At 71.3% G+C, this 21,397-nt stretch carries 19 protein-coding genes; 2 read left to right on the top strand and 17 right to left on the bottom strand.

Translation table 11 applies throughout. From position 1 onward, the window contains the following. The 7 genes from LP52_RS19320 to LP52_RS19290 all read right to left on the bottom strand — a co-directional run bounded on the left by LP52_RS19320 (nucleotide 1) and on the right by LP52_RS19290 (nucleotide 6,587). Nucleotides 1–1,149: a glycosyltransferase family 4 protein gene (locus LP52_RS19320; protein WP_052810042.1), complete on the bottom strand. Its 1,149-nt coding sequence runs from the start codon at nucleotides 1,147–1,149 to the stop codon at nucleotides 1–3. Beyond that, nucleotides 1,146–2,141, bottom strand: a complete 996-nt coding sequence (locus tag LP52_RS19315) for a phosphatidylinositol mannoside acyltransferase (protein WP_040275600.1) — start codon at nucleotides 2,139–2,141, stop codon at nucleotides 1,146–1,148. The genes LP52_RS19320 and LP52_RS19315 overlap by 4 nt, the downstream gene beginning before the upstream one ends. 14 nt (nucleotides 2,142–2,155) lie before the next feature. Next, complete coding sequence (gene pgsA, locus LP52_RS19310; RefSeq protein WP_040275599.1) at nucleotides 2,156–2,788, bottom strand: phosphatidylinositol phosphate synthase; 633 nt, start codon at nucleotides 2,786–2,788, stop codon at nucleotides 2,156–2,158. A gap of 115 nt (nucleotides 2,789–2,903) precedes the next feature. Further along, nucleotides 2,904–3,350: a thiol-disulfide oxidoreductase DCC family protein gene (locus LP52_RS19305; protein ID WP_238580999.1), complete on the bottom strand. Its 447-nt coding sequence runs from the start codon at nucleotides 3,348–3,350 to the stop codon at nucleotides 2,904–2,906. Between the two features lie 14 nt (nucleotides 3,351–3,364). Further along, nucleotides 3,365–3,910, bottom strand: a complete 546-nt coding sequence (locus LP52_RS19300) for an HIT family protein (protein WP_040275597.1) — start codon at nucleotides 3,908–3,910, stop codon at nucleotides 3,365–3,367. A 123-nt stretch (nucleotides 3,911–4,033) separates the two neighbouring features. Next, on the bottom strand, nucleotides 4,034–4,816 hold the full coding sequence (locus LP52_RS19295; protein ID WP_040275595.1) for a TerC family protein: 783 nt from the start codon (nucleotides 4,814–4,816) through the stop codon (nucleotides 4,034–4,036). A gap of 118 nt (nucleotides 4,817–4,934) precedes the next feature. After that, nucleotides 4,935–6,587, bottom strand: a complete 1,653-nt coding sequence (locus LP52_RS19290) for a DUF885 domain-containing protein (protein WP_040275698.1) — start codon at nucleotides 6,585–6,587, stop codon at nucleotides 4,935–4,937. 150 nt (nucleotides 6,588–6,737) lie between these two features. Between LP52_RS19290 and LP52_RS19285 the strand changes: the two genes are divergently transcribed. Continuing rightward, nucleotides 6,738–7,403 carry a cyclase family protein gene (locus LP52_RS19285; protein WP_040275594.1) on the top strand — a complete coding sequence of 222 codons (666 nt, stop codon included), beginning with the start codon at nucleotides 6,738–6,740 and terminating at the stop codon, nucleotides 7,401–7,403. Nucleotides 7,404–7,487: 84 nt separating this feature from the next. Here LP52_RS19285 and LP52_RS19280 read toward each other — a convergent pair whose 3' ends face one another. The 4 genes from LP52_RS19280 to LP52_RS19265 form a co-directional block, all read right to left on the bottom strand. Beyond that, nucleotides 7,488–8,078, bottom strand: coding sequence for a GTP-binding protein (locus tag LP52_RS19280; RefSeq protein ID WP_040275592.1), 591 nt, complete (start codon nucleotides 8,076–8,078; stop codon nucleotides 7,488–7,490). Nucleotides 8,079–8,112: 34 nt separating this feature from the next. Next, the gene (locus LP52_RS19275; RefSeq protein ID WP_238580998.1) at nucleotides 8,113–8,604 is read right to left on the bottom strand and encodes a DUF742 domain-containing protein; all 492 of its coding nucleotides are present in this window, start codon (nucleotides 8,602–8,604) and stop codon (nucleotides 8,113–8,115) included. Nucleotides 8,605–8,624: 20 nt separating this feature from the next. Continuing rightward, nucleotides 8,625–9,026, bottom strand: coding sequence for a roadblock/LC7 domain-containing protein (locus LP52_RS19270; protein ID WP_040275589.1), 402 nt, complete (start codon nucleotides 9,024–9,026; stop codon nucleotides 8,625–8,627). A 220-nt stretch (nucleotides 9,027–9,246) separates the two neighbouring features. Further along, nucleotides 9,247–12,483 (bottom strand): sensor histidine kinase, encoded by a 3,237-nt coding sequence (locus tag LP52_RS19265; protein WP_238580997.1) that lies wholly within the window; start codon nucleotides 12,481–12,483, stop codon nucleotides 9,247–9,249. A 783-nt stretch (nucleotides 12,484–13,266) separates the two neighbouring features. Between LP52_RS19265 and LP52_RS19260 the strand changes: the two genes are divergently transcribed. Continuing rightward, nucleotides 13,267–14,457 carry a M15 family metallopeptidase gene (locus LP52_RS19260; protein WP_238580996.1) on the top strand — a complete coding sequence of 397 codons (1,191 nt, stop codon included), beginning with the start codon at nucleotides 13,267–13,269 and terminating at the stop codon, nucleotides 14,455–14,457. 34 nt (nucleotides 14,458–14,491) lie between these two features. On the opposite strand, the gene LP52_RS19255 is transcribed toward LP52_RS19260, so the two are convergent. From LP52_RS19255 to LP52_RS19230, 6 genes are all read right to left on the bottom strand, one after another. Continuing rightward, nucleotides 14,492–15,172 (bottom strand): hypothetical protein, encoded by a 681-nt coding sequence (locus LP52_RS19255; RefSeq protein ID WP_040275587.1) that lies wholly within the window; start codon nucleotides 15,170–15,172, stop codon nucleotides 14,492–14,494. A 203-nt stretch (nucleotides 15,173–15,375) separates the two neighbouring features. After that, a complete protein-coding gene (locus LP52_RS19250; RefSeq protein ID WP_040275586.1) occupies nucleotides 15,376–16,398 on the bottom strand; it encodes a LacI family DNA-binding transcriptional regulator in 1,023 nt (340 codons plus the stop codon). A 66-nt stretch (nucleotides 16,399–16,464) separates the two neighbouring features. Beyond that, complete coding sequence (locus LP52_RS19245; RefSeq protein WP_052810041.1) at nucleotides 16,465–17,907, bottom strand: GH1 family beta-glucosidase; 1,443 nt, start codon at nucleotides 17,905–17,907, stop codon at nucleotides 16,465–16,467. Between the two features lie 11 nt (nucleotides 17,908–17,918). Further along, nucleotides 17,919–18,839: a carbohydrate ABC transporter permease gene (locus LP52_RS19240; protein WP_040275584.1), complete on the bottom strand. Its 921-nt coding sequence runs from the start codon at nucleotides 18,837–18,839 to the stop codon at nucleotides 17,919–17,921. Beyond that, nucleotides 18,836–19,729, bottom strand: a complete 894-nt coding sequence (locus LP52_RS19235) for a carbohydrate ABC transporter permease (protein WP_040275693.1) — start codon at nucleotides 19,727–19,729, stop codon at nucleotides 18,836–18,838. Before LP52_RS19235 ends, LP52_RS19240 begins: the two co-directional genes overlap by 4 nt. A gap of 261 nt (nucleotides 19,730–19,990) precedes the next feature. Beyond that, nucleotides 19,991–21,280 carry an extracellular solute-binding protein gene (locus tag LP52_RS19230; RefSeq protein WP_040275583.1) on the bottom strand — a complete coding sequence of 430 codons (1,290 nt, stop codon included), beginning with the start codon at nucleotides 21,278–21,280 and terminating at the stop codon, nucleotides 19,991–19,993. Nucleotides 21,281–21,397 lie beyond the last annotated feature (117 nt).

Raw genomic sequence — 21,397 nt, 5'->3', positions numbered from 1 at the left:
TCATACGGGTTCCTGGCGTCCGGCGGTCACCGGTCCCTGCCTGCGCTCCAGCGGCAGGACCGTCTCGTAGACGCGCACGACGTCGGCGGCCACCGTGCGCCAGTCGTAGGCGCGTACCGCCGCGCGGGCGGCGTGCGAGAGCGCCTCGCGGCGCTCACCGGAGTCGAGCAGCTCGGCGGCGCCGCGCGCCAGGTCGGCCGGGTCGCCGGTGGTGAACAGGTGCCCGGCCTCGCCCTCGCGCAGCACGTGCGAGAAGGCGGGAATGTCGCTGGCCAGGATCGGAGCGCCTGCCGACATCGCCTCGGCGAGCACGATCCCGAAGCTCTCCCCGCCGAGGTTGGGGGCGCAGAACACGTCTACCGAGTGGTAGGCGCGCACCTTGTCGACCTCGTCGACCCGGCCCAGGCACACGACCCGGTCGCGCAGCTCGGGCGCGACCCGCTCGCGGACCTCGGCGGTGTCGCCGGGGCCGGCGATCAGCAGCCGCAGTCCGGTGCGCTCGCGGCCGAGGATGTCGAAGGCGTCAAGCAGCACGCCCAAGCCCTTGCGGGACTCGTCGAGGCGGCCCAGGAAACCGATGGCGCCGCCCTCGCCGGGCCACCCGTCGAGGGGGCGGGCCTCGGTGTAGCGGTCCACCGCGACCCCGTTGGGCACGAGCACGGCGTCGCCGCCCAGGTGCTCCACGAGCGTCTTGCGCGCGGCGTCGGAGACGGCGATGCGGCCGTTGATCTTCTCCAGCGCGGGCTGGAGCGCACCCGCCGAGGCCGCCAGAGCACGCGAGCGGGGCGTGGAGGCGTGGAAGGTGGCCACGATCGGGCCCTCGGCCACCCAGCAGGCAAGCAGGGACAGGCTGGGTGCGGCGGGTTCGTGCACGTGGAGCACGTCGAAGGCGCCTTCGCGGATCCAGCGGCGCACCCGCCCGGCTGCCCGGAACCCGAAGGACAGCCGCGCGACCGACCCGTTGTAGGGCACGGGCACGGCGCGCCCGGCGGAGACCAGGTAGGGGGGAAGCTCGGTCTCGGAGTCACAGGGCGCGAGGACCGACACTTCGTGGCCCAGGTGCAGCAGCGCTTCGGCCAGGTCGCCGACGTGCTGCTGCACGCCGCCGGGGACCTCCCAGGTATAGGGGCAGACCAGCCCGATCCTCATCGCCTTGTTCGCTTCCGGATCGCGGTGCGGCCGCGCCGCGGTGCGGGGGCCGTCGGCGCGGCTGGGGACGCCCTTACGCTACCGTCGCGGTCGCCTTGATCGCCGGAGTCCAGATCGGCGGCGAAGACGCGCTGGAGCATGTGCCAGTCCTGAGGGTGTCGGGTGATGGCGCCTTCGAAGACCCGCGCCAGCTGCGCGGTCATGGCCTGCACCCGCTCGGGCCGCCCTGCGTTCGCGGGCACCGGGATCTCCTCGCGGATGTCCACGCGCATGCGTCCGTCCTCGTACCACATCGCCACGGGAATCAGCGCGGCGCCGGTGCGTTCGGCCAGTGCCGCGGGTCCGGCGGGCATGCGCGCCGACTCGCCGAAGAACGCGACCTCCACCCCGGAAGCGGTGAGGTCGCGGTCGGCGAGCAGGCAGACGAGGCGGCCCTGCCGAAGCCGGCGGGCGAGCACCCCCGCGCTGTGGGCGGGACCGCCGGTCAGCGGCAGCACCTCCATGCCCAGCCCTTCCCGGAAGGCGACGAAGCGCTCGAACAGCGGCTCGGGTTTCAGCCGCTCGGCCACGGTGGTCAGCGGGATGCCGTAGCGGGTGACCCATGCGCCGGCGAGGTCCCAGTTGCCCATGTGCGGCAGCGCCGCTACGACACCGCGCCCGGAGGCGAGGACGCCCTGCAGGTACTCGATGCCGGTGCAGTCCACGCGCGCCCGCAGGTCCTCGTCGCTGTAGGCCTCCAGCATGAACATCTCGTAGAAGTAGCGCAGGTACGAGCGCATCCCGGCCCGCGAGAGGGCGCGGATGCCGTCGTCGCCGACCTCGGGCCCGGCGACGCGGCGCAGGTTGGCCTCCAGCCGCCGCACGCCCGCGCCGCGGCGCAGCCATGCGGCGTCGGCGACCGCGCGGAAGGCGGCGCGCCCGGCGCGTTCGGGGACGCGCCGCAGCAGCGACCAGCCCAGGGTGTACAGCGCCGTCGTGGCGCGCTCGGACATGCCCGCTCCCCTTTCTAGACGGCGCCGGTGTCGCCGGCGGTGCGGCGCGGACGGGTGAGCCGGTTGCGTGTCTCGATCAGCCGCTGCACGACGGTGATCCCGCTGAGGGCGGCCAGGACCCACAGGCCGACGGGCAGCACGTAGGGGACGTCGAGTCCGCCCAGGCCCACGGCCACCAGCAGGATCACCAGCCGCTCGGAGCGCTCGGCGATACCGACGTCGCAGTTGGCGCCCAGGCCTTCGGCGCGGGCCTTGATGTAGGAGATCCCGAACCCGCTGACGAGGCAGAACAGGCTGACACAGCCCAGTACGGGATCGCCTCCTCCGCCGAAGAACCACAGCACCAGGCTGCTGAGGATGGCCGCGTCGGAGAGGCGGTCCAGCGTGGAGTCGAGGAAGGCGCCCCACCGGGTGGTGCTGTCGGAGGCGCGGGCCACGGCGCCGTCGAGCATGTCCAGCAGCACGAAGGCGGTGATCACCACCGAGCCGACGAAGAGCTCGCCGCGGGGATAGAAGGCCAGGGAAGCGGCGACGACGCCGAGGGCACCGACGAGGGTGACCATGCTCGGGGTGACGCCGAGCCTGGCCAGAAGCCGACCGAGGGGCAGCAGCACTCGGCTGAATACGGGACGCAGATATCTCAGCATGATCTCTCAGGATCGTATTGCGCAGGCGAGGGGGCGGCCATGCGGCGCTCCGGCGTACGCGGGCGGGACGGGGGGCGGTCGCGGAGCCCACCCGTCACCCGGTACGGCCCGGACGTCACCCGCCACCACCCTCACCGGAGGCGCTTCTCGCCGCACCGTCACCGACACGTCGGCCGTCACCGATCTCGCACGCCGGTGCCCCTCCGGGCATCAGGTGCCGGTTGCGCGACACCCAGTGGTAGGCGGCACCGCCCAGAGCGCGCAGGGGCGCGCGGCGCAGCAGCCAGCCGACCAGCGGCCACAGCGGGCGCCGACTGGCCAGCATGAGCACGGCGATCGCGTCGATACCGCCCCACAGCCGCTTCCCGGGAGCGTCCAGCAGCAGGACCTCCTCCTGGGCGCGTGCGCGCGCGGCCGGGGACAGATCGCTCGTCTGCCAGGGCACGGCGCACAGGCGCGGTTCGACGAAGCGGCGGGCCAGCCGGACGCTGCTGGTGCAGAAACCGCAATCGCCGTCGAATACCAGCACGGGTGCGGGGTGCTGCGTGGCGATGGGACTCACCTCTTCCGCGGCTGTCACTCCTCGGGCCAGGCCTGGACGAGGGCCTCGCGGGCCTGCTCGAGGAGTTCGGGCAGGACCTTGGTGCGGCCGATGACGGGCATGAAGTTGGTGTCGCCCTCCCAGCGGGGAACGATGTGCTGATGCAGATGGGCGGCGATCCCGGCGCCGGCGGGCTCGCCGAGGTTCATACCGACGTTGAACCCCTGCGGTCCGTAGGCGCGGCGCAGCGCGGTGATCCCGGCCTGGGTCAGGGCGGCGACCTCCGCGGCCTCGGCACCGTCGAGCGCGGTGTAGTCGGCGACGTGCCGGTAGGGGCAGATCAGCAGGTGCCCGCTGTTGTAGGGGTAGAGGTTGAGCACCGCGTATCCGGTCTTGCCACGGGCGACCACGAGCCCTTCCGCGTCGGGCAGGCCGGGGGCGCGGCAGAAGGGGCAACCGTCGCCGGAAGCGCGGCCGGTGGGCTTGTTCTCGCCCTTGATGTAGGCCATGCGGTGCGGCGTCCACAGGCGTTCGAAGCCGTCGGGGTCACCGAAGGAGGCGTCCCGTTCGGCCTCGCTCATCGTGTGCTCACCCCCACCGCGTCTCGATCCCGCCCCGGCGGCGCGGATCGGTCCGCGGCGCCGTGCTGCTACCAGGATAGGCTGCCCGGCGCCGCGGGTCCGAACCCCCGGCCGCCCGGCGGATCAGTCCGCCTTCTCGGCGGCCGGCCCGGAGTCCTGGCTTTCGGCGCCCTCCTCGGAGTAGCGGCTGCTCAGCTTCACCGGGGCGCCCCGGGCGCGCCGGCGCAGCAGGTTGAGGGTCTCCACGAACAGCGAGAAGCCCATCGCGGCGTAGATGTAGCCCTTGGGCACGTGGAAGCCCAGTCCGTCGGCGACCAGGGTCATGCCGATGAGCAGCAGGAAGGCCAGGGCCAGCATCTTGACCGTGGGGTGGTCGTTGACGAACCGGCTCAGCGGTCCGGCGAGTACGAGCATGACGATCACGGCGATCACCACGGCGGCGACCATCACCCAGATCCCGTCGGGACCGATCATGCCGATCGCCGTGATCACCGAGTCCAGGGAGAAGACGAGGTCCAGGGCGACGATCTGCAGCAGCACCGCGCCCATCGCGGCGCGCACCTTCGATCCGGCGTGGTCCTCCTCGCCTTCGAGGCTCTCGTGGATCTCGTAGGTGGCCTTGGCGATGAGGAAGAGCCCGCCGACGAGCAGGATGAGGGCCTGACCGCTGAACTCGAACTCGCCGATCGCGAACAGCGGGGTTGTGAGCCGCATGATCAGCGTGATGGAACCGAGCAGTGCCAAGCGCCCGACCAGGGCCAGAGCGATCCCGATCTGGCGCGCGCGGTGGCGCTGGTGCTCGGGCAGCTTGTTCGCCAGGATCGAGATGAAGACGAGGTTGTCGATGCCGAGGACGATCTCCAGCGCTGTCAGCGTGAAGAATCCGACGATCAGGTCCGTGGTCATGGCGAGGTCGTACTCCGGTATCAGCGGTCGGGGGACGTGGGGGGCGTGAGGATTCTAGGCCATCGCGCTGTGTGGCCTCGCTAAAATCCACCGGAGCGCGGCGGCGTCATCAGGCCGATCACACGCCCAGCAGGGTGCGCAGGTGGCGCGGCGCCGGCGAACCGTGAGCCAGGACGCTGTCGTGCAGCTCGCGGCGCGAGGCGCCGGGCCGGGCCGCGGCCAGGTCGCGCACGATCGAGGAGACCTCCTGGTGGCCGACGTAGTAGGTCGACAGCTGGGCGCTGCTGAGCTGGGCGCGCCGCCACTTGCCGGCGGCCTCGCCCTCCTCCTGGTGACCGCGTTCGACCAGCAGGGTCATGGCTTCGGACTCGGTCATGCCGTGGGCGTGGACGCGCACGTCGAGGATGGCGTTGATGATCATGCGCAGCCGCGTCTTGAGTTGCACGAGCCGCTGCCGCCGGTTCCGGTCGGGATCCTCGCTCCACCCGGACTCCTGCAGGGCCTCCTCGGCGTAGACCGCCCACCCTTCGATGAAGGTCCCGCTGTACAGGGCCCGGCGCAGCCGGGTGCCGCCGGAGTAGCGCGCCGCGTGGGAGAGCTGCAGGGCGTGGCCGGGGACGCCTTCGTGCACCATCAGCTCGCGCAGCATGTCGGCGTTGTACTCGCGGTAGAACGATTCGCGGCGCTGGGCCGACCAGTCGTCGGGCGGCGGCGCGACGGCGATGAGGGTGGGCCGCTCGGGCCGGGGCGAGAGCGGCCCGGGAGGGTCGCAGTAGGCCACGGCCATGCCGCGGCGGGATTCGGGCATGGGGATGACGCGCACCGGGTGCTCGGGCAGCGTGGCGAAGCCGAGTTCGCTGACGCGGCCGGTCAGGTGCTCCAGGGCCTGCTCGCAGGTGGGCCGCACGGTGTCTTCGGTGGTGGCGGCTTCGGCCGCGATGCGGTCCAGTACCTCGCGCACCTGGCCGGGGCGCGGCGGAGCGCCGTCGAATTCGGAGGCGGCCTCGGCGATGGCCTCCTCGGTGGCCAGCAGGTCGCTTTCGGCGCGGGTCAGCAGGGCGTCCTGGGACAGCTCGGAGTCCAGCGTGTACCACAGCCGTGCGGCGTGGTCGCGCGCGCCCAGCCGGGGGGCGCCGTCGGCGGTCTCGACCCGGGAACGCAGCCAGGAGATGTGCTCGCGCAACGCTTCAGCCGCGGTCTCACGCGCGCGCTCGGCGCCGGCGCCAAGGGACGGCGCCTGCTCGACGAGGCGGTCGATCCCGCTGCCGAGCAGGCCGAGGACGCCTTCGGCGCGTCCGATCGCGGTCTCCACGTGCACGCGCGGCATGCCGGGTCCGCCTTCGAGGCGGTCGCGCGCGGTGGCCAGGAACCCGGGGACGGCGTCGCAGCGTGCCGCGATGGCGCTCAGCCGCTCCTCGGCGGGCAGGTCCTCCCCGGCGACGAGGCCGTAGATCGCGTCGCCGGGCAGGTGGACCAGCGGGTCCCAGGTCTGCGGGCGCAGTTCGGTGAGCTGCCACAGATCGGCTGAGACACGGTTGCGCAGCATCTCCAGGTCGACCCGGTCGGCCGGGGGCAGCAGCAGGTCGTCGATCTCGTCGAGGGCGCCCAAGGCGTCGGAGAGCACACCGGCGCGGCCCGCGTCGGCGTCGGCGGAATGGTCGGTGAGCCGGTCGGAGAAGCGGTGGTCGCCGAGTTCGTCGGCCCATTCGGGGGCGTCTTCGAGCAAGGCGTCGAGGACGCGCTCGCCCACGGAGTGGAAGCGGTCCGTCATCGCGTTGGCGCCGGGTTCGGGCTGGTCGCGGGAAGGCTCGGAAGTCATCGCCTGCTATCTTGCCCCGTCACCGCGCGCGGCGCACCCCGTTCGGCGCCCCGCATCCGCCGCAGGGCCGTCGCCGCGGCCGGAAACGAGTGGAGGGATCCCATGCAGTTCACCCGTATCGTCGACCTGAGCCGCCCGATCGGCCCGCAGACCCAGGCGTTCCCCGGCGACATGCAGCCGCACCTGGAGCGTTCGTCCACCGTGGCCGAGCAGGGGTACAACTCCACCGGGGTGCACATGAGCTCGCACAGCGGCACCCACGCCGACGCTCCCTACCACTTCCTGGACGACGGGCCGCGGCTGGAGGAGCTGCCCCTTGAGCGGTTCACGGGTCCTGCGGTGGTGGTGGAGGCGACCGGCCGCCCCGACCGCTCCGCGATCACCGCGGCGGATGTGCGACCCTGGGCGGACCGCTTCGTACCGGGGGCGGCGGTGCTGGTGCGCACCGGTTGGGACGAGCACTACGGGACGCAGCGCTACTTCGACCATCCCTACCTCGACGCGAGCGCCGCCCGGCTGATCGCCGACGCGGGGGTGCGCTGCGTGGGTGTGGACGCGCCCAGCCCCGACTCGACGCCGCACGGCCCGCATCCCGAGGGCGACTGGGATGCGCACACGGTTCTACTGGGGGTGGGCGCCACGATCGTGGAGAACCTCTGCGGGCTGGGGCGCATCGACTTCGCCGACCCGCTGTTCATCGCGCTGCCGATCCGTCTCAGCAGCGGCGACGGCGCGCCGGTACGAGCCGTGGCCGCGCAGCTGGGCTGAGGGCCGGCACCGCCGACCCGCTGATGCTCCTACGACTGTGCCGCCCCCGGCCGCGTCCGCTCCGCGCGGGCGGCCGGGGGTGCACTACCGCCAGGAACCCTGCCCTCCGGTCGACGTGGGCTGGCCGGCTCCACCGGGGTCGCCGACCGTTATGGCGTGCTCCACCAGTGTGATCAGCGTCGACTTGGTGGAGGAGCGGTCGCGCGCGTCGACCTGGACGATGGGGATCTCCGGGCTGAGCGTGAGCGCGTCGCGCACCTCTTGGGCTGCGTGCGGGTAGTAGCCGTCGAATCCGTTGACCGCGACGACGAAGGGCAGCCGGGCCTCTTCGAAGTAGTCGATGGCCGGGAAGCAGTCGGCCAGGCGGCGGGTGTCGACCAGCACCACGGCACCGATCGCACCCTTGACCAGGTCGTCCCACATGAACCAGAAGCGGTGCTGGCCCGGGGTGCCGAACAGGTAGAGGATGAGGTCGGAGTCGAGGGAGACCCGGCCGAAGTCCATGGCCACCGTGGTGCTTTGCTTGTCCGGCGTCTTGGCGAGGTCGTCGACCCCGACGCTGGCGCTGGTCATGACGGCCTCTGTGGTCAGCGGCACGATCTCGGAGACGGAGCCGACGAAGGTCGTCTTGCCTACACCGAAGCCTCCGGCGACGACGATCTTGACCGACGTCATCGCACTCGCCGCGGCACCGCCCTCGTCGGCCGCGCTAGAGCTTGCGAAGTCCACTGAGCACCCTTTCAAGAAGGTTGGCGTTGGGCCGACTGTCGGTGTTGTTCGACGACATGATCTGCAGCAGTCCCTGTTCGGACATGTCCGCGACGAGGACCTGCGCCACTCCGAGAGGTAGGCGCAGCAGAGCCGAGACCTCGGCCACGGAGCGCCACTCGCGGCACAGGTCGCTGATGGCCTGGCACTCGGGGGTGAGGGTCCCCGATTCGGCACGCGCGGTCTCCGTAGAGGAGATCAGTGTCTCCAGCGGCAGCTGGGACTTGGGTTTGGTGCGTCCCTTGGTAACAGCGTAGGGGCGGACCAGTGAACTGGGGGAACTGTTGGCTGCCGCCTGCTGGTCGGCGTTGTTCTGGGTTGGTCGTGGAACATCCGCGCCGCCCGGGCCCGCCGCCGGCGGCCTGGAGGCGCCGGCGGCCTGCTGTCCGAACCACGAGGCGCTCCCGGCATCTCGACTGTGAGGTGCCACCACTTCCTCCTGTCGGTGGTGGTTCAGTGGATTCCCGAGGTACGCGCCGCCGGAGTCAGCGCACGCCCCGCCCGCTCGACGAGCAGGGTCATTTCATAGGCGACCAAGCCGAGGTCGCACTCGGCCGCCGCGAGCACAGCCAGGCAGGAGCCGTCGCTGATCGACATGATCAGCAGCAGCCCCCGCTCCATCTCCACGACGGTCTGCGCGACGGCGCCGCCTTCGAAGACCCGCGACGCCCCCTGGGTGAGGCTGGACAGCCCTGAAGCGATGGCGGCCAGCTGATCGGCCCGGTCCGCGGGGAAGCCGGTGGAGGAGGCGAGTGGGAGCCCGTCCGATGAGACGACGATCGCGTGAGCGACATCCGGCACACGATTTGCGAAGTCAGTGATCAGCCAGTTGAGCTCGTTCACCGGTTGATTCATCTGCTCTCCTGTCCGTATCGGCCGGGGGATCGACCTCGGCCTGAGGGCCTAGCGTCGGCCGAAGAGGCTCCCGTAGAGACCTTAATCGGTTGCTTGCTGCTGATCATCACGAGAGGTGCGGATGATACTAATCCATCGCTGTTCCGTGATATGTCGGGACTCCGACCCGGTGGTCCTCCGCGGCGGGTCGGAGCGCGCCTGACCGTGCCCGCGTAAAGCACTAGTTCTCCTCGTCGTTTCCGCCGATCTGGCTGCGGCCCTCCCGGACCCCGCGCTGAAAGCCCGAGAAGCGGTTGCGCACTCGGTCGGCGGAGCGGGGCGGGACCTGCTTGACGTTGTCCGGCTCGGGAGCCGTTCCGGGCACAAGGTTTGCCTTAGGAACGCGTTTTGGCAAGCCCGAAGTCGTCAGACCGCCCGCCATGGGCTCGGCGGCGGTGCGCGCCGCCTCCCAACCGCGGTCGGCCTCCGACCTCCAGTCGTCCTCGGTGCCGTAGGGCTGCGGAGCAGCGGAGGCGGGGCTGTCGTAAGGCTGGCGAGCGCCCGGTGCGCCCTGGTCCTGCTGCATGTGCTGATCACCCTGTTGCCCCGAGGAGCCGTTGGCGCCTGCCGTCTCGGCACCGTACCGCGGGGCCTGGGCGGCCGGGGAGCCCTGGTAGGGCTGTTCGGAACGACCGCGGTCGTACTCGGCACCGGCTGCCGAGTCGGCGCCGAAGCGCGGCAGCGGCCCTGTCTCGGGCTCGGTCGCGGGTCCGCCGCTGCGGCGGCGGAACCAGTTGGACTCGATGGCGTCGAAGATCGGCAGGGTCTCCGAGCCGCTCTCGGGCGAGGGCGGGACGACGGTGTCCTGCCCAGCGCCGCCGCCGTAGCGCCGCGAGAGGTAGGCGGCGGAGCCGGATCCCTCGCGGTTCTCGGGCTCGTTCCATTCCTGGCGGCCCGCCTCGGTACGGGCGGGCTGCTGGCGGGCGTCCTCGGGACGCCCCACCTGCTGGGGCTGTCCGTTGGCCCCGTTGGCCCAGCCGTTCTCGGCCGGGCCCGACTGCGACGCCCAGGGGTTCGCCGCTTCGGCGGCCTGAGCGAAGGACTGGGTGGGCGCTTCCTCGTGGTGCTGCTGGCCCGGGCGCTGCTCGCGCCAGCGCCGGGAGTCCCAGGCGTCCCACTGCGGTGCGCCGGCCTGCGGCTCGGCAGGCTGCCGAGGCGGTTCCGCGCGCGGCGGCTCCACCGGCCGGGGCGGCTCCGCGCGCGGGGGCTCCACCGGCTGGGGCGGCTCGGCGGGCGGCTGCGGCGGCCGGCTCTGCTCCGGCTGCGGCGGCCGGCTCTGCTCCGGCTGCTCGGGCGGGAGGTTCCAGCCGCTGCCCTGCCACAGGTCCTCACCGCTGGGCGGGTGCTCGTCGGAGGCGAATCCGGCGGCGCGGTTGATGCCCGGTTCGCGCTTGGGAAGCTGGGGTTCGCCTGCGTCGCGCCGCTCGCCCCAGATGGAGGGCTCGGGCGGAGCCGGGTTGGCCGCGAAGGCCGCCGCCGCCTCGGCGTAGGTGTCGGGAGTGCCGGGCGCGCCCGAGGCGTCCAGGGCGGCCTGGGGCTCCACCGGCGTGATCAGCAGGTCGGGCGGCAGGACCGCCGAGGCGGTGATGCCGCCGTTGTGCGCCTCGTCGAGCTGGACCCGGATGCCGTGCCGGGCCGCCAGGCGGCTGACCACGAACAGGCCCATGCGGCGCGAGACGCCGACGTCGATGACCGGCGGCTCGGCGAGCCGCTCGTTGACCGCGCGGATCTCTTCGGGCGGCATGCCGATACCGCTGTCGGTGACCTCCACGCGCACGCCGCCGTCCTCCATGACCTGGGCGGTGACAGCCACCGGGGAGTCGTGGGAGGAGAAGGAGGTGGCGTTCTCGACAAGCTCGGCCACCAAGTGGATGACGTCGTTGACGGGGCGGCCCAGCACCGAGATGTGCGAGGGGGCGCGCACGTTGATGCGCTCGTACTCCTCGACCTCGGAGACCGCGCCGCGCAGCACGTCGACCAGCGGTACCGGCTGCGCCCACTTGCGGGTGTTGTCCTGGCCGGAGAGGACCAGCAGGTTCTCGTTGTTGCGCCGCATGCGCGTGGCCAGGTGGTCCAGTTGGAAGAGGTCGCCGAGCCGCTCGTCGTCCTGCTCGCCCTGCTCCAGGCCGTCGATCAGGCGCAGCTGGCGTTCGACCAGGGTCTGGCTGCGCCGGGAGAGGTTGACGAACATCGCGTTGACGTTGCTGCGCAGCGCCGCCTCGTCGGAGGCCAGGTGCAGCGCCACGCGGTGGACCTCGTCGAAGGACCGGGCGACCTCGCCGATCTCGTCGCGGGATCTGACCTCGATCGGGCTGACCTCCACCTCGCCGGCGGCGGCGCTGGACTCCTGCATCCGCGAGATCGCGCCGGGCAGGTCCTCCTCGGCGATGCGCAGCGCACCCTCGCGCAGGGCGCGCAGCGGGCGCACCAGGGAGCGCACCACCAGCGAGGTCAGGGTGAAGACGGAGATGAGCACGGCCAGAACCAGGACCGACTCGACGATCGCCCGGTTCAGCGCGTCCGTGCGCAGCGAGGCGGCCTGGGACCGCACCGAGGTGGCCAGGTTCGACTCGATCTCGTTGACCTTGTCCAGGACGCTGCCGACGACCTCCTGGTACTCCGCCGGAGTGTCGCCCGGCGTCAGACCGGACAGATCCTGGCCGTCCCTGGCACGCATGACGATGCGCAGCCGGGTGGTGGACATCTGGCTGACCTCTGCGCCGACGAAGGTCTCCTCGTACATCTGGCGCTGGTCGGTGGTGGCGCTGTTGCGGAAGTTGTCGCGCTCGTTCTCGAACGTCGCCCGGCTGTCCTCGATCTCGGAGCGGATGCCCTCGGACATGGAGCCGCGCAGCAGCGAGTGCACCATCAGCGCGCCCTCGTAGGACAGCTCCGCGCGTGCGTTGGCCACACCCGTCAGCGCGCGCACGCTCTCACGCAGCTCCGTGTCGCTCGTGCTTTCGGCGATGGTCTGGTTGAAGTCGGCGAGCGAGTCGAGTACCTGCGTGTACTTGGTGACCATCGGCAGGACGGTCAGGCGGGTGCCCTGCACCTCGTCGCGTACCCGGTCGAGGTTGCCGAGGCTTGCCTGCATGCTTTGCAGCCGGGTCGCCATCAGCTGGGTGCCGGGGTCGCCCAGGCTGTCGATGAGGCTCTGCACCCGCTGCTCGGCCTGGCGGCTCTCCTTGATCTGGTCCTGGAGGGCGGCCAGCGACTCCTCGGAGCGCTCGTCGTAGTTGGGATCGTCGGCGATGTAGGCGGAGGCCTGCAGCCGTTCGCGGCCCAGTTCGGTCGAAAGGTCGACGACGGCTTCGCCCAGCGCCGCGGCCTCCTCGATCCGGTCGTGGGTGACCGTGTTGACGGCGCTCTCCGAAATCCGCAGGCCGCCCAGCACGAGGGCGACCGCGGTAGGGATCACGATGAGTGCGATCAACCGGGGGCGCACGCGCCATTCGCGCGGTGCCAACCAGCGCCGCCTGCCCTCCGCCGGCGCGGCCGCGCGGTCGGCTTGCGGTTCGCCCCGAGCGGCGCCGCCTCCGTCATCTGTCGCTCGTGTCGACACGGACCCTCGCAACCTTTCGTGTTCACCGCCTCAACCGCCGGATTCCTGTTCCCTGCGAGCGATACCGGATCCGAATGAGGCCGATGGAGCCTGAGTGATTCCGGATGAGTCCCGATCGGGCCTGCCGCACGGAGCGGTCAGTGCGGAATAGAGTGGGGTTCCGCACCCGGGCGCACCCTCAGGGGGAATGAAGAGGCGTTGTGCACCATAAACCAAAAAACAGCGCACGTGAGGTTGATAGCGTACCAATCCGCTCAGATGCCACACCTCACCTCAGCGCCCGCACCCGGGGGAGGCGCATGCACCGGCGCCTGCGAAACCGCCCTTACCTGGCGCGACCGGGCCTGCCTGCACCAGTGAGACACCGGGTATCGGACCTCCGAAACTACTCGAATAACTTTTTGGAAACACCCCCGACGTTCCGTGAAACTTCCGCCGCGTCGTGTCATCGTTCCCGGTGAGCGCCGCGATTCCGGGAGGGTCTCCGTGCAGTCGGGACACTGGCACCTGCCCAACCCCCGTCGCCGCGGCCCCGCCGATTCGGCCCGGCCGGCGACGGGTCGAGGACGGCCCTGGGCCCTGGGCGGCCGCCCGCTCCGCGACCGCGGACCCGCTCGCGCCGCGGGGGTGCTCTGCCTGGTGCTGTGTGCCGCGCCGGGAGCCGCCGCGGCACCGGGTCCCGGCGGTATCGGCGAGAGCCGGCGCCAGGAGGCCGCGCATGAGGAGACCCTCGCCGAACTGGCCACGCGGTTGTCCGAGATCCGCACGCGCCTGGACGGGCTCTACGAGCGCGCCGACGAGCGGATCGCCGAGTACACCGAGGCCGCCGAGCGGCTGAAGGAGGCCGAGCAGGCGAGCGAGTCGGCCGATCTGGCGGCCGAACGGGCCGGCGAGCGCGCCGAGGATGCGCGCGAGCAGGCCGCCGACTACGCGGCGGCCGCCTCCATGGGGGCCGATCTCAGCCCCGCACTGGCCTGGAGCTCGCCCCGCGGCCCTCAGGAGGCGCTGGACCGCCGTTCGGACCTGGCGCTGCTCGGGCACCGGCGCGGCAACGCGGTCGATACCGCCGACGCCGCGCTGAGCGCGGCCGACACGCTCAGCGGGCGGGCGGAGGAGGCCGAGGAGGTGCGCCGCGACGCCGCCGAGGAGGCCGCCGAGGCCGAGGAGGAGGCCGTGGAGGCCGTCGCCGAGCAGGAGGACGCCCTCGCCGGCATCACATCCGAGCAGTCGCGCGTGCAGTCGAAGCTGGAGCAGGCGCGCGACGACACCGGGCGGTTGGAGCGGGAGCGCGAACAGGCCCTGGAGCAGGCCCGGGCCGCAGCCGGCGACGGCGCCGATGCGCACGGCGGAACGGACGGCGCAGCGGCGGCCGCAGGCGGCGGCACGGGCTCCTCCGGCACACAGGAGGACGGGACCGGGGCCTGCACCGCCTCCGGCGCCGTTGGGCATCCCAACGGGCGCATCCCGGCCTCGGCGCTGTGTGCCCTGCCCCAACCCGGCGAGAGGCTGCGCGCCGACGCGGCGGCGGCCTTCATCGAGCTCGACGGCGCCTTCCGCGAACGCTTCGGGCGCCCGGCGTGTGTGACGGACTCCTACCGGCCCTTCTCCGACCAGGTCCGGCTCTTTCGGGAGCAGGCCGCCGGCACGGCGGCGAGCCCGGGAACCAGCGCCCACGGCCGCGGTACGGCGGTTGACCTGTGCGGCGGAGTCAGCCGGCACGGGTCGGCGGAGTACGCGTGGATGGCGGCCAACGCTCCCGCCTACGGATGGCGCAATCCCCCGTGGGCGCAGGACGGGTTCGAGCCCTGGCACTGGGAGTACACGGGATGAGGGCCCGGGGGTCCGAGCGGGGGTGCGCGGCCGGTCAGGCGCCCGCGCCCACGCGGACCTCGAACTCGCCCAGGGTGCCGCCGTCGATGTAGAGTTCCTCGCCGCGCTCCAGGGGGCGGGTCTGTGCGGGCAGCGCCGCTGCGGCGAAGCCGTCGCGGGCGCCGTCGGCCCACTCCAGGCTTCCGTCCACCTCGGCGCGGGCGACGCGGCTGTCCTCCACGGACGCCTCCACGGCCAGCCGCGATCCGTCGAACTCGTCGTGGGTGACGATGGCAGGCCCCAGGATCAGCGACACCGCGCCGCCCTCGGGGGTGCGCCACAGGACGGCGGGGGTGTATCCGGCGTGTCTGCCCTGGCCGCCGAAAAGTGCCAGCACGCCGACCGTCGCCGTCAGTGCCGTCTCGCCCGCCGGGAGCACGACGCCGTCGTCGGTTCCGCGCACCAGGCCGGGGTCAAGGCCCGTCCACTCGCCGCCGACACGGGCGGGTACCGGCCGCTGCGGGCGCACCGGCGCGCACAGCCGGGTCTCGAATTCCACGATGATCTCGACAGGGGAGGCCAGCGCCTTGTGGAAGGCGTCGGCGAGGGTGTCCCGGCTCTGTTCCAGAAGTTCGGGGAGGCTCTGCTCACCCGGGTAGCCGAAGACGCAGCCGTCGTCGACGACGCCTGAGCGCTCCTCTCCCCCGCTCGGTGAAAGGTAGGTGACCCACCGCATCGAATGCTCCCCTCCCGGCAGACCGCTGGACCTTTCAGCCCTTTTCCTCCCGGCCTCACGCTATCCGGGGCACGGGGGTATCCCGTCCATGCCGACGGCCCGGCGCAGGGCAGCTCCGCGGCGCGGCCGCCGATCCGGCGGGCACGGCTGCGCGGGCGCGGCGCGGAGGCTGTCGCCGCCGCTGCCGCGCCCCGTCCCGGTCCTCAGCCCGACTCGCGCACCACCAGGTGGGTGTCGAGCACCTGCTCGCTGAAGTCGGCCTCACCGGGAATCGCGACGTCGGCCAGAATGCGCGCCATCTCCCCGCCCATGCGCTCGGTGGGCTGGTGCACGCTGGTCAGCGGCGGGTCGCTGTGCGAGGCGAAGGAGGAGTTGTCGTAGCCGATGACCGCCACGTCGTCGGGGATGCGCCGCCCCGACTCGCGCAGCACCCGAATCGCCGCCAGAGCCATGGGGTCGGAGGCCACGAACACAGCGTCCACCTCGGGCGCCGCCTCCAGCAGCTCACGTGTCGCGGCCTCGCCGCTCTCGTAGCTGAAGTCGCCGCGCCTGATCCGCTCCTGCGGTGTAGGCAGGCCGCTCGCGCGCATGGCCTTGAGGTAGCCCTCCAACCGGTCCTCGCCGGCGACCATGTCCGGCGGACCGGCCACCGTGGCGATGTTGCGCCTCCCCGTCTCGACGAACCGGCAGGTCGCGGTGCGCGCCCCGCCGACGTTGTCGATGTCCACGTAGTGGATGGGATGACTGGTCTGCCACGACGGCCGGCCGCCGATCACGCACGGGACCCCCGCCTCCGCCAGCCGGTCCGGCAGCGGGTCGTCGGCGTGCAGCGAGACCAGCAGCACGCCGTCGACGTGGTGGGCGGTCAGGTAGTCGCCCAGCCTGCCGTACTCGTCGGCGGAACGCACCGTCGTCAGCAGCAGCTGCAGGTCGCGCTCGTTGAGCGTGGCGCTGACTCCGCGGACGACGTGGGCGAAGAACGGTTGGGCGAACAGCCGGTCGTTGGGCTCGGGCACCACCAGCGCGACGGTGTCCGTGCGCCGGGTGACCAGGGTGCGTGCCGCGTGGTTGGGGACGTAGCCCAGCTCGGAGATGGCGTCGCGCACCGCCTCGCGCGTCGCCGGGCTGACCTGGTCCGACCCGTTGATGACGCGGGAAACGGTGCCGCGCCCGACCCCGGCGCGCATGGCCACCATCTCCAGCGTCGGCCGCCGGCCCTCACTCATCGCAACACCTTCCCCGGTCCCCGCACAGTGCCGGGCGCGTTCACGCCCGTACCAGCATTACATCCGCTACCACCTGGGCAGACCACCCGCACCGACGACTTCGGCGAACCAGCGCCCGCTGTCCTTCACCGTGCGGCGCTGGGTCTCGTAGTCGACGTGCACGACGCCGAAGCGCTTCGAGTAGCCCCACGCCCATTCGAAATTGTCCAACAGGGACCAGACGAAGTAGCCGTGCATGGGGACACCCGCCTTCAGCGCCTCGTGCACGATGCGCAGATGGGCGTCGATGTAGGCCACCCGGTCGGGGTCGCGGACCCGGTCGTCGGGACCGACCTCGTCGTCGTAGGCCGCACCGTTCTCGTGGACGTACAGCGGCACACCCGGGCATTCGGCCGCCAGCCGCACCAGCACCTCGTACAGCCCGCTGGCGTCGATCTCCCAGCCGATGCCGGTGCGCGGCAGGCCCTGGCTGACGAAGACCACGTCGTCGCAGCCGACGAAGGCCCCGCCGTCGCCGCCGCTCTCGATGCGCGCCGGGTCGATGCCCTCGGAGGTGGCCGAGACCCACTCGGGCGTGTAGTAGTTGACGCCCAAGTGGTCCAGCGGCGCCGCGACGAGGTCCAGGTCGCCGTCGCGCACGAAGGAGAAGTCGCTGATCCCGGCGAGGTCCTCGCGGATGTCGGCGGGGTAGCTCCCCTGGAACAGCGGACCGGTGAAGATGCGGTTGCGCACCCCGTCGGCGCGGCGGGCCACCCCCACGTCGGCCGGCGAGGTCGTGTAGGGGCGCACCGTGGTCTGGTTGAGGGTCAGCCCTACACGGCGCTGGGAGCCGCCCTCACGCAGCACCGACGCCGCCAGGCCGTGGCCCAGCAGCAGGTGGTGGGCCGCGGCGAGCGCGGCGGAGGGGTCGCGCCGGCCGGGTGCGTGGACCCCGTCGGCGTAGCCGAGGAAGGCGGCGCACCAGGGTTCGTTGAGCGTGGTCCAGTCGCGGACGCGGTCGCCGAACCTGTCGCGCAGCACCTCGGCGAACTCGGCGAAGCGGTAGGCGGTGTCGCGCTCGGGCCAGCCGCCCTTGTCCTCCAGGGCCTGGGGCAGGTCCCAGTGGTAGAGGGTGGGCCAGGGCGTGATCCCGGCCGCCAGGAGGCGGTCGAGCAGCCGTTCGTAGAAGTCGAGCCCGGCCTGGTTGACGGTGCCGCCGCCTTCGGGCAGGACACGCGGCCAGGCGATGGAGAACCGGTAGGCGCCGATGCCGAGCTCGCTCATGATCCCGACGTCTTCGGCGTAACGCCGGTAGTGGTCGACGGCGGGCTCGCCGGTGTCGCCGTTGAGCACCTTGCCCGGGATCGCCGAGAAGGTGTCCCAGATGCTGGGGCCGCGCCCGTCGGCGGTGGTGGCCCCCTCGATCTGGAACGACGCGGTGGAGGCGCCCCACACGAAGTCCGCGGGGAAGCGGACCGCGGGCTCTGCACCGCTGTCGGTATCGGCCGTCGGATCGGCGACGGTGGACACGTGTGATTGGGTCACGCTTTGATCGCACCTTCCATGATGCGCCCGACCAGTTGGCGGCCGAACACGAAGAAAATGATCAGCAAGGGCAGAGTCGCGAAGGTCGCGCCGGTGAACATCAGAGCGAAGTCGCGCGAGTACGCCGACTCGTTCAGCTGCTGGATGGAGAACTGCACGGTCGGGTTGTCCGGGGTCAGCACCGCCAGCGCCCAGATGAACTCGTTCCAGGTCTGCATGAACGTCAGCAGGCCCAGCACCACCATGGCCGGGCGCAGCGCCGGCAGGACGACGCTCCAGTAGATCCGGAAGGTGGAGCAGCCGTCGATGCGGGCGGCTTCCATCAGGTCGTCGGGGATGGTCTGCAGCACGTACTGGCGCATCAGGAACACGCCGAAGCCGCTGACCATGAACGGAACGATCACCGACTGCAGTTCGCCCCGCCAGTTCAGCCAGTCCATCAGGATCAGCAGCGGCACCAGGCCGATCTGCACGGGCACGGCCATGGTGACGACCACGGCCACAGTGAAGAACCCGCGTCCCTTGAACTGCAGCTTGGCCAGGGCGAACCCGGCCAGCGAGCAGAAGAACACGACCGAGACCGCCACCGAGGTCGAGGCGATGATCGAGTTCATCAGGCCGGTCAGGAAGTTGGCCGAGTTGTTGGCGAAGAGGCGTTCGACGTTGTTGAAGAAGTTGCCGCCGGGCAGCAGTGCGGGCGGGAACTGTGATGCTGCGCTGGTGGTGCGCGTCGCGACGACGATCATCCACCACAGCGGGAAGACCGACAGGACGAAGGTCAACAGCAGCGCGAAGTAGGTCAGCGGCGTGGCCTGGCGCATCCGGCGCAGGCGGGCGCCCGGGCGGCTGCGCTGAGGGCGGCGCCGGTTCTGCGACGCCCGCGGCGGGGTGGGCTCCTTGATGATCGTGGCCGTCATTCCGCCCCCTTGATCCGGCTCGTGAGCCACACGTTGATCAGCCCCATGACCACCACGATCAGGAACAGCACCCAGGAGACCGCGGCGGCGTAGCCGAAGTTCTGGTAGTCGAACGTCTCCTGGAAGACGAGCATCATCACCGTCTGGAACTGGCCCTGGGAGCCGCCGGCGTAGCCGTTGTTGCCGAAGATCGTGGGCTCGGTGAACAGCTGCATCTGGCCGATGGTGGAGATGATGACCGTGAAGATGATCGTCGGCCGCAGCAGCGGGACGGTGATCTGCACGAACTGACGAAGGCGCGAAGCACCGTCGAGATCGGCGGCCTCGTAGACGTCCTTGGGCACCGACTGCATCGCCGCGAGGTAGATGAGCGCGTTGTAGCCGGTCCAGCGCCAGTCGATCATCGTCGCGATCGCGGTCCAGGACCAGTAGCGCTCGGCCTGCCAGGCGACCGGGTCCAGTCCCAGCGCACTGAGCACCTGGTTGATCAGACCGAACTGCTCGCCGCCGAACACCACGCTGAAGACGATCGCCAGCGCGGCGATCGACGTGATGTAGGGCAGGATCAGCGTCATCCGGAAGACGTTGGCCATGCGGATGCGGCGGTTGAGCGTGTCGGCCAGCAGCAGGGCGAGAAGCAGCTGGGGCACGACGGCGATGGCGAAGATCCCCAGCGTGTTGTAGAGGGCGTTCCAGAACTTCTCGTCACCGACGAGGCGGACGTAGTTGTCCAGGCCCGCGAAGCCCTCGTTGCCCCCGATGAGGCTCCAGTCGTGCAGGGAGACCCACACGGTGTAGAGCAGCGGGAAGAGTCCGAACACTCCGAACAGTAGGAAGAACGGGGTGATGAACAGGTAAGGCGAGGTGCGGATGTCGAGCCTGGTCCACATCTGGCTGCGGCGAGCACGCGCCCGGTCCGGGTCGGGGGGCCGGGTACCGGCACCGCCCTCCGACCCCGGCGGGGGTGACGGCGGGGCGCCGTGCTGCAGGGAGGTCACGTCGCACTCCTTTCGAAATGTCCTGAGCGAAGCCAGGGAATGCTGACGCCGGCGGGTCTTGCCAGCGTGAAAGGCGGCCCGGCCTGCGGGTGACGGAGCATGGTCGCCGCATCACCGTCGGAGGGGAGAGGCCGGGCCGCCGGGAGGGAAGGGTCAGCCTTCGCCGGTGGCGCGCTGGGCTTCGTCCAGGACCGTGCTCCAGGCTTCGTCGGGCGAGGCCTGTCCCTGCTCGACCGAGTCCAGGGCGGCGCGGAACGCGTCGTCGATCGCCTGGGTCTCGGGGCCGTAGTAGACGGGCTTCAGCTCCATGGCGGTCGTGCTGTAGATCTCGCCGACCGGCGCGTCGTTGAAGTACGGCCGGGTGAATTCGGTGACGGCCGGGTCCTGCAGGGCCTCAGGGTTGGAAGGCAGCACGTTGGCCTCCTCCCATGCACTGAGCTGGCCCTCCTTGTCGGTCAGGAACTTGGCCAGCTCGATCGCCATCTCCTGGTTCTCGCTCTGGGCGGGGACCCCGAGCCAGGAACCGCCCCAGTTGCCGCCTTCACCGGGGACTTCGGCGACGTTCCACTGGTTGGTGCCCTCGTCGCCGGCGGTGTCCTCGAGCGTGCCGAGCATCCACGCCGGGCACGGCAGGGTGGCGAAGGAGTTGTTCTGGATGCCGGCGTTCCACTCCTCCGACCAGATCGGCAGGCTGGCGGAAAGGCCGGCGTCGGACATCGAGGTGACGGTGTCGTAGGAGTCCCGCGTCGTCTGCTGCTGCTCGATGACCAGCTCGCCCTCGCGGTTCTGGTACGGCGCGCCGCCGTGCTGGGCGAGGACCGCGCGGAAGTAGGGCTGGATCGTGGAGACGAAGGAGGCGCCGGTCTCGGCGTCCATGAACTCCTCGCCCGTGGCGATGAAGTCGTCCCAGGTCTCCCACTGGTCCGCGACCTTCTCCGGGTCGGTGGGCAGGCCCGCGTCCTCGAAGAGCGGCACGTTGTAGCACATGCCCATGGACCCGATGTCGGTCCCCAGGCCGATGAGCTGGCCCTCGGCGGCGTGGCCGCCCTCCCACTTCCAGGACAGGAAGTTGTCTTCCAGCTCGGCCCCGCCGTGGTCGTTCAGGTCCACGAACTGGTCGGGCTGGCCGAGGAACTGGGCGACGATGCCCTCCTCGATGGCGACCACGTCGCCCGCCCCGCTGCCGGCTGCGATGTTCTGCTGCAGCTGGGGCGTGTAGTCCGCCAGGTCGGCGACGTTGCGCTCTTCGACGGTGACGTTGGGGTGCTCCTTCTCGAACTCCTTGATCCGCTCCTCGTAGCCCATCGTTCCGAAGGTGTCGATGACGAGATTGGTCTCGCCGTCTCCGGATTCGCCGCCGCCACCGCATGCGGTGGCGAGGAGGACGGCTCCGCCGCCCACCAATGCGGCGGCCACGCTGGCACCGCGCCTACGCTTGAACATCTGCGACCCCTTACGTCACACGAGGATTGAAACTGACCGCGTCCCCGTACCCCCTTTTGGGAGCGCTCCCATAAGAGAATCGGGTCACACCCCGGTGAGTCAATGCCCGTGCACACC

This window comes from Streptomonospora alba, assembly GCF_000826685.1.
Classification (GTDB): Bacteria; Actinomycetota; Actinomycetes; order Streptosporangiales; family Streptosporangiaceae; genus Streptomonospora; species Streptomonospora alba.
Note: the sequence above shows the minus strand (reverse complement) of the source record. Positions and strands in the feature narration are given on the sequence as shown.